Source organism: Actinomadura livida (assembly GCF_014648675.1).
Classification (GTDB): Bacteria; Actinomycetota; Actinomycetes; order Streptosporangiales; family Streptosporangiaceae; genus Spirillospora; species Spirillospora livida.
The window spans coordinates 195,558-203,535 of sequence record NZ_BMRO01000001.1 but is presented as its reverse complement, the minus strand read 5'-3'; the positions used below and the strand labels follow the sequence as shown (position 1 = coordinate 203,535).

At 71.1% G+C, this 7,978-nt stretch carries 8 protein-coding genes; 4 read left to right on the top strand and 4 right to left on the bottom strand.

Going from position 1 to position 7,978, the window contains the following annotated elements:
• Together IEZ03_RS00815 and IEZ03_RS00810 are read right to left on the bottom strand one after the other, a co-directional pair.
• On the bottom strand, positions 1–863 hold an 863-nt coding region (locus tag IEZ03_RS00815; RefSeq protein ID WP_229807972.1), incomplete at its 3' end, for an acyl-CoA dehydrogenase family protein.
• A 90-nt stretch (positions 864–953) separates the two neighbouring features.
• A complete protein-coding gene (locus tag IEZ03_RS00810) occupies positions 954–1,196 on the bottom strand; it encodes a hypothetical protein (protein ID WP_132042604.1) in 243 nt (80 codons plus the stop codon).
• Positions 1,197–1,527: 331 nt separating this feature from the next.
• Between IEZ03_RS00810 and IEZ03_RS00805 the strand changes: the two genes are divergently transcribed.
• The 4 genes from IEZ03_RS00805 (at position 1,528) to IEZ03_RS00790 (ending at position 6,942) form a co-directional block, all read left to right on the top strand.
• A complete protein-coding gene (locus tag IEZ03_RS00805; protein ID WP_184883014.1) occupies positions 1,528–1,956 on the top strand; it encodes a hypothetical protein in 429 nt (142 codons plus the stop codon).
• Between the two features lie 6 nt (positions 1,957–1,962).
• Positions 1,963–4,347 carry an NACHT domain-containing protein gene (locus IEZ03_RS00800; protein WP_184883016.1) on the top strand — a complete coding sequence of 795 codons (2,385 nt, stop codon included), beginning with the start codon at positions 1,963–1,965 and terminating at the stop codon, positions 4,345–4,347.
• 217 nt (positions 4,348–4,564) lie between these two features.
• Positions 4,565–6,754: an RNA polymerase recycling motor ATPase HelR gene (gene helR, locus IEZ03_RS00795; RefSeq protein WP_184883018.1), complete on the top strand. Its 2,190-nt coding sequence runs from the start codon at positions 4,565–4,567 to the stop codon at positions 6,752–6,754.
• Positions 6,751–6,942: an SRPBCC family protein gene (locus IEZ03_RS00790; protein WP_184883020.1), complete on the top strand. Its 192-nt coding sequence runs from the start codon at positions 6,751–6,753 to the stop codon at positions 6,940–6,942. The genes helR and IEZ03_RS00790 overlap by 4 nt, the downstream gene beginning before the upstream one ends.
• 16 nt (positions 6,943–6,958) lie before the next feature.
• On the opposite strand, the gene IEZ03_RS00785 is transcribed toward IEZ03_RS00790, so the two are convergent.
• Positions 6,959–7,636, bottom strand: a complete 678-nt coding sequence (locus IEZ03_RS00785) for an RraA family protein (RefSeq protein WP_184883022.1) — start codon at positions 7,634–7,636, stop codon at positions 6,959–6,961.
• Between the two features lie 93 nt (positions 7,637–7,729).
• A partial coding sequence (locus IEZ03_RS37405; protein ID WP_229807896.1) for a VOC family protein occupies positions 7,730–7,978 on the bottom strand: 249 nt, incomplete at its 5' end.

The following is a 7,978-nucleotide window of genomic DNA, read 5'->3' as shown; positions in this document are numbered from 1 at the left end:
GGGTTCCCGTCCGCGGCGGCCGCCGCGTTCAGCACCGCCGACCGCGCCGACTCCACCAGCACGAACATGTCCGCGCAGCGGTGCTTGATCGCCTGGAACGACCCGATCGGCCGCCCGAACTGGTGCCGTACCTTCGCGTACTCGACCGTCATGTCGAGGGTCCTCTGCGCGCCGCCGAGCGCCTCGGCGGCCAGTGCCACGGCCGCGACGTCGAGGGCCCGCCGCAGCGCGTCCTCGCCGCCCACCCGGCGCGCCGGGACGCCGTCGAGCGTGATCCGCGCCAGCTTCCGCGTCTGGTCGAGCGTGGGCAGGGCCGACCGGACGAGGTTCGTGTCGTCCTGCACGGCGTAGACGCCGACGCCGTTCGTGCCCCTGGCCGCGACGAGGACCAGGTCGGCGATGTGCCCGTCTAGGACGAAGTCCTTGGTGCCCCGCAGGACCCCGTCCTCGAACACGGCCGAGACGGAGCCGGGATCCCAGCTCCCGTCCTCCTCGGCCACCGCGAGGGTGGCGATGGTGGTGCCGTCCGCGATACCGGGCAGCAGGTCATGACCGCCCTCGCCGGCCTGGAGCGCGGCCGCGGCGGTGACCGTGGCGAGGAACGGCGCGCACACCACGGCCCGCCCCATCTCCTCGAACACGACGGCCAGCTCGCGCATCCCGTACCCGGCGCCGCCGTGCTCCTCGCCGATCGCGAGGCCCTGCAGCCCGAGCTGCTCCGCCATCAGCGCCCACGTCCGCGGGTCGTGGCCCTCGGCGGTCCCCATCAGCCGCCGCACCTCGGCGGAGGGGGAGCGGTCGGCGAAGAAGCGCCGCAGCGCGTCCCTCAGCTCCCGCTGTTCCTCGGTGACGACGAGCTGCATCCGGCCGGCCTCCCCGCGTGGACTGCTGTGCCCGGCCATCATGGCGCAGGCCCGCGCACCCGCCGGGGACGCTCCCGCCCACCGGGACGGTCAGGGCGCCCAGTCGTGCGGGCCGAGCTGGTAGCCCCTGCTGGTCGAATGCAGGTGGTTGATCGACACCAGGTGCCCGAGGGCGGCCCACAGGTCCTCCTCGGGGGCGCCGACGAGCCGCTCGATCGTGTCGAAGTCCGCCGCGCCGCCGTCCTTGTCGATCGTCGCGACGGTCTCGTACACGGTCAGCTCGAAGTCCGTCAGTTCCTGGACGTCTCCGCGTCTGTAGCTTCGCTCATCCATAGTTTGAACGTGCCCGTTCCCCGCACGTTCTACCTGTCGCACCGAGGGTGGACGAGCCTCCGGACGGGGGACGGCGCCGTACTGCGCGGCCTCCTCGCCGGCCGGTCACGGCGCCGGCGGGGCGACATCGCGAGTAAGCACTATTGAGAATAAGCCGCCAGACCCAATGTTCAGGGGGTGGCTCGAACTCCGGCTCGCCGGTTTCCATGGGCTCGGCGATTCGGTCGTCATTGTGAGTAGTTCTGCATGCGGGTGGCCGCTCGCCCCCTCTAAGGTTGATCGTGACCGTTGCGGCGACTTCGGTCTTCTTGATCGCCAGGGGAGGCGTTCCGTGTCCGGAGACATCGTGCGATTGGCCGCGGACGCCACCCCGTACGTGGTGGCGGCGGCCAGTGCATACGGGGGTACGGTGCTCGCGCATACGCAGGAGCAAGCCGCGACCGCGACGATCGGTTTCGGGCGGCGGCTGGCACAGCGGATTTTCGGTGCCCGGGCCGAGGACGAGGAGGTGCCCGAGGCCCTCGCCGATGTCATCGGCGATTCCGAGGACACCGACAATCAGGCCGCGTTGCGGAAGGCCATCCGCAAGGCGCTGGCCGATGACGAGAAGCTGGAGGCGGATGTCGCGCGGCTGATAAAAGAGGCGCGCGAGACCGGAATACAGGTGACGGCGACCGGAGAGCGGTCGGTGGCCGTGCACACCAACCACGGGACCATTGCCACCGGCGACCGCAACAATCTCCCGAGCGGCTCGCAGTGATCGGCCGTGACGGACGAAGAACCGGGGGCTGAGGAACCGGACGACTCCCCATCGGGCGCCGGTGTGCACGCCTCGGGGCCGCGTTCGGCATCGGTGGGCACCAATTACGGCACCGTCAAGACCGGTGACGAGTGGTTCCTGAACGTCGTGCCGGGAACCCGCCTGGACCACGCCGCCGTGCAGTTGGCGAGCGGGATCCGTGCCCGACTCGAGCGGGAGATCGGACGCAGGAAGCTGCACAGTCCCGAACCGATCCGCGTCCGCTGGTCGCGTACCGGCCGGCCCGTCCAGGCTCGCGCGGAGGTCCTGGGTCTCGAGCAGCATGGGCTTCGCGGGGACGTCACCGAGATCTCCGCACTGATCCGGACGCTGCCCAAGCGGCAGGCCGTGGTGCTGGGCAAGCCGGGCTCGGGCAAAAGCGTCCTGGCCCTGCTCCTGGCCAGGGACCTGCTCTCCGAACCGCGGCCCGATCAGCCGGTGCCGGTCCTGCTCTCGCTGTCGTCCTGGCGCCCCCGCATCACGCTGCGCTCCTGGATGGTCCGGCGGATCGCGGAGCTGCAACCGGAGCTGGCCGACCGGCGCGAGTTCGGCCGGAACGCCGTCGCCCGGCTGGTCGACGCGGGACGCGTCATGCCGGTCCTGGACGGCCTGGACGAATTGCCCCGGGAGCTGCACGCCCACGCCATCGAGGCCATCGAGCAGACCGTCGGCGAGGGCGTCCCGCTGCTGGTGACCTGCCGCACCACGGAGTACGAGGAGTCGGTCAAAGAGACCGGCGGCTATCTCACCAAGGCCGCCGTCATCGAACTCGAACCGGTGGAGTACACCGCGGCGATCTCCTTCCTGGACCGCTCACAGCCGGCCGGGCAGCACCGTTGGGACCCGGTCTTCGACCACCTGCGCGCGGCGCCGGAATCGGTGCTGGGCCGCGCCCTGTCCAAGCCGCTGATGCTGGACCTGGCGCGTGCGGCCTACCGCTCGCCCGGTACGGATCCGGGCGAGCTGACGAAGATCGGATCGCAGGACCGCCTGGAGAGCCATCTTCTGGAGCGGTTCGTGCCAACCGTTTACGCCGAGGACCCCGGGTGCCGGTACCGGCCCGGGAAGGCCCGGCGGTGGCTGGCGTTCATCGCCCGGCAGATGCAGGCGCACGACACGGTCGACTTCGCCTGGTGGCAGATCGAATCAGGGATCACCGGTCTCCTCGGGGCACTGGTCTACGGCGCCGTGGGCGGATGGTTCGTCGCCCGGCTCTGGGGCGCGGATGCCGGGGTGGTCCTCGGTGGCCTTGCCGCACTCCTGGTCTTCGCGGCTCGTCGTTTCGCCCGGGCCGGGATCGGAAGCCTGTTCCTCACCGACGACGCACCGCGCGGGCTGCGGTCCGTCCTGTTCCGATACCTTGTTCTCGACGTGCTGCTGGCCGGCGCCGTCGCAGCCCTCATCGGGTTCGGTGCGTGGTCCTGGCTGCGCGGGGAGGTGCGAGCCCCGTCGGACGCCGTCCGTGACCTTTCCATCGCTCTCGCGGCGGGAGTGGGCTGCGCAAGCCTGTTCAACTCACCCTGGGGCTCCTACCAGGTCTCACGGGCGTGGCTCGGGCTGACCAATCAGCTGCCCTGGCGGCTGATGAGGTTTCTGGACGACGCCCATGACCGCGGTGTGCTGCGCCAAACCGGCGTAGTCCATCAGTTCCGGCACATCCGGCTCCGGGAGGAGTTGAGCGGATCCCTCCGGAAGCCCGGGCCGTACAAGGGTGCGGCGGATGCAGTCAATTGGTCCACGCGGAGCCAACTCCGCCGGAAGATCCTGTTGTTCGCCATGCCCCCCGCCGTCCAGCTCTGGACGCTGAGCGTCGGGTTGGTCGCCATTATCTTTCCGACCCTCTTCACCGCCGATGACGCTCCTCTGGACTACAGTTCCGGTGACCGGCCGCTGGAAAGAGTCGAGTATGTCTGTGCCGACGTCGGCCCGGACAGTTACAGCCCGAGCTGCACCGAAGTGCGCTTCCTGGATTGGCGGCTCCGGACTCCGCATTCCGTACAGCGCACTGATCTGAAGATGGCTGAACCGAAGGGCGGAACGAAGCCCATCAGTGCATTCGCCGGCAGACTGGAGGCCACCGGTTGCGCCGGAGCGTCAATTGAAGTCACCATGATCGTCCAAGGGATGGCTTCAAGGTTCGTCATGGCGGCCGGTGATGCGGACCGTGCGCAGGAAAGGACCCGCCTTCCCCGGCCCGTGGAGCCCGTTGGCGTCCAGGCGTCCACAACATTGCGCAGGCTTGACCAAGAGCCGTGCGAAACGCAGCTCTCCTGGCGTTTCCCCGGAGTGCATTTCGATGATTGGGCCGGTATCCGGCAACGCCTCGAAGCCGAGTCTCGTGGCGCCTCTTAGGCGGTCTGCTCCCGCAAGTCGTCCGGGGCCGGGCCGCGGTCGGCGGAGCTGCTGATCCTCGGGTTGGGATCGGACTCGCCGCGCGGAGAGGAACACGCACTCCCCGCCACTCTCAAGGTATAGCGCACCGGGGGGCTTGCGGCAAGACCCGGGTCGTGCCGCACAATCGTGCATCCGAGGCCGCAACCTGCGGAAACGCCAGATCGGAGTTGATCACTTGGAGCCGCTGACCACCGGCGCCTTCGACCTTCCCCGCACCCTCGCCCACAAGGCCGACCCGGCGCTGATCGCCGGAGACGAGCGGCACTTCGCGGCCATCGCGGAGAGCCTGGAGCACTCGATCGCCGACATCTCCGAACGCCTCGACGACGCGCGCATGGCGCCCGGCGGCATCGGCCGGCAGGCCCTGGACCGGGACATGGAGATCCACCGGCTGAGCGGGCGGCTGCGGCTGCTGCGCCGCTTCGGGCTGGACCTGTGCCTCGGGCACTTCGTCCGGGCGGACGACCCCGAGCCCGTGTACGTGGGGCGGCTCGGCCTCAAGGACGGCTCCGGCCGCCGCCTGCTGGTCGACTGGCGCTCCCCGGCGGCGGAGCCGTTCTTCGGGGCGACCCACGCCAACCCGATGGGGCTGGCGAGCCGCCGCCGGTACCGCTGGACCCGCGGCCGGATCAGCGACTACTGGGACGAGGTGTTCACCCCGGACGGCTTCGAAGGGCACGCCGCGCTGGACGACCAGTCCGCGTTCATCGCCAGCCTGGGCGGCCACCGGTCGGCCCGGATGCGGGACGTGCTCGGCACCATCCAGGCCGACCAGGACGCGATCATCCGCGCGGGCTCCCGCGGCGCCCTGGTGGTCGACGGCGGCCCGGGCACCGGGAAGACCGTCGTGGCGCTGCACCGCTCCGCCTACCTCCTCTACTCCGACCCCCGGCTCGGCCAGAACCGGGGCGGTGTGCTGTTCGTCGGGCCGCACCAGCCCTACCTGGCCTACGTCGCGGACGTCCTGCCCAGCCTCGGAGAGGACGGCGTCCAGACCTGCACCCTGCGGGACCTCCTCCCGGAGGGGACCGAGGCGAGGGCCGAGACCGACCCGGAGGTCGCGAGACTGAAGTCGTCCGCGGACCTGGTGAAGGCCATTGAGCCCGCCGTCCGGTTCTACGAGAAGGCGCCCGCCGAGGGGATGACGGTCTCGACCCACTGGTCCGACATCTGGCTGGGCCCGGACGACTGGGCCGAGGCGTTCGCCGCCCCGGAATCCGGTACCCCGCACAACGAGGCGCGCGAGCAGATCTGGGACGAACTGGTCGCCATCCTGACGGACCGGCTCGACGACGACGTCTCACCCGAGCTCCTCCGCAGGGCGCTGGGGCAGGACCGGAAGCTGCTCTCCACCTTCAACCGGGCGTGGCCCGTGATCGAGTCGGCCGACCTCGTCGGCGACCTGTGGTCGGTACCCGCCTACCTGCGCCTATGCGCCCCTTGGCTCGACCCCGACGAGATCCGGCGGCTGCAGCGCGCCGACGCGCACGCCTGGACGGTGTCCGACCTGCCCCTTCTGGACGCGGCGCGCCGGCGGCTCGGCGACCCGGCGGCGTCCAACCGCAAGCGCCGCCACGCCGCCGCGCTCGCCGCCCAGCGCGAGCAGATGGCGCAGGTGGTCGACAACCTGATCGACGCCGCGGCCGCCTCGGGCGCCGACGGCGACGACGGCGACGGCCTCGTGGTGATGCTGCGCGGGCAGGACGCCCAGGTCAGCCTGGTCGACGAGAGCGCGCTCCCCGGCACCGACCCCGACCGGCTCGCGGGCCCGTTCGCGCACATCGTCGTGGACGAGGCCCAGGAGCTGACCGACGCGGAGTGGCAGATGCTGCTGGCCCGCTGCCCGTCCCGCAGCTTCACCATCGTCGGGGACCGCGCCCAGGCGAGGCACGGGTTCACCGAGTCGTGGCAGGACCGGCTCAAGCGGATCGGGCTGGACCGCATCGAGCTGGCCTCGCTGAGCATCAACTACCGCACCCCGGAGCCGATCATGGCGGAGGCCGAGCCGGTCATCAGGGCCGTCCTCCCGGACGCGAACGTCCCGACCTCCATCCGCACCGGCGACGCCCCCGTGATCCACGGCTCGACCGCGGACCTGCACTCCATCCTGGAAACCTGGCTCGCCGAACACACCGAGGGCACCGCCTGCGTCATCGGCGACCCGGCGTTCGAGCCGACCCCCCGCGTCCGCTCCCTGACCCCGGAACTGGCGAAGGGCCTCGAGTTCGACCTGGTCGTCCTCGTCGACCCGGAGAAGTTCGGCGAAGGCATCGAAGGAGCGGTGGACCACTACGTGGCGATGACCCGAGCAACCCGCCAACTCGTGGTCCTCGAACGCCACCTCGACGATCTGGAGCAGGAATGAACTCCGGTACCTACCGCCCTGGCCCGCTCGCCGAGGCCGGCTGCGAGCCCGCCGGAGACGGCTGGACGCTCGTCTTCACCCGGGACCGGCTCCCGGAGGTCGCGGCCGGCTGGCACATCTGCCTCGACGTGGCCGAGAGGCTCCTCGACGGAAACCCGGAGGCCGAACGCGCTCCCTCCCGCCGATGAGGACTGCCTGGTCGGCTCATGGCCGGAAGTCCGCGGCCTTCTCGGTTCGGATCTCTTCGGCGTCCCGGGCGTCCTCGGCCTCGACGGCGTGTGCTTCGGCCAGGACCCGGTCGATGCTGACGGCCGGGATCACGACCGCGCCCGCGGTGTCGGCGTAGACGTAGTCGCCGGGGGTGATCGTGACGCCGGCGATCTCGACGGCGACGCCTGCCGCGTAGGGCATCACGGCGTCCCCGCCCCACCGGGTCGCCTCGCCGCGGCACCAGGTGGCGAACCGGTAGCCGCGCAGCTCGGTGAAGTCGCGCAGTCGCCCGTCGGCGAGGACCCCCGCGATCTGCTGGTGGTCGCCGCGGGAGAGCTTGGTGCCGCCTCCGTGGGATGCGTCGGGGTAGCCGCCGCTGGAGAGCACCAGCACCCGTCCCTGCGGCTGAGCGCCGAGGGCCTGGTAGAACAGCTCGGCGAACCCGGTCTCGGCCTGGGGCAGGTCGTCGCGGTAGGGCAGGTAGGCGAGGGTGGAGGCCGGCCCGAACAGCGGCCGGGCCGGGTCGGGGCTGGTCAGGGGGAGGATGTGCGCCCGGTGGCGGTGGACCCTGCCCATCGCGTCCACCAGTGCCGCGCACCCCAGCTCGGCGGCCTGGGTGAAGCGGTCGCGCGTGTCACCGGCGGCGCCGTCGCTCGTGTCGTCGTTGCTCATCGGTCTCGGCCTTCCGCGGTGGCGGGTGGGTGGTGGCGCGGCTCGGCGTCGTCGCGCCGGGCGGCCATGGGGGCAGGTAACGCCCGTGTGGGTCTACTGTCCGGAGTCGGCCGGCGGGTCGGCGAAGACTCCTTCGAGCATGCCGGTGGCCTGGCCGATCTCGATCAGGTAGCCGTCGGGGTCGCGCATGTAGCAGCGGAGCTCGGCCTTTCGGTCCAGGGGTTCGGTGAGGAACTCGGCGCCCTTGGCGGTGGCCTGGGCGTAGAACGCGGCGATGTCGGCGACGCGGACGTTGAGAAAACTGGACACGGTGCCGCCGGGCTGCGGGGCGGCCAGGCTGAT

Coding starts and splice junctions, on each gene's coding strand:
- IEZ03_RS00810 (WP_132042604.1), bottom strand. CDS start 1,196: ATGGATGAGCGAAGCTACAGACGCGGAGACGTCCAGGAACTGACGGAC.
- IEZ03_RS00785 (WP_184883022.1), bottom strand. CDS start 7,636: ATGAGCAACGACGACACGAGCGACGGCGCCGCCGGTGACACGCGCGAC.
- IEZ03_RS00790 (WP_184883020.1), top strand. CDS start 6,751: ATGAACTCCGGTACCTACCGCCCTGGCCCGCTCGCCGAGGCCGGCTGC.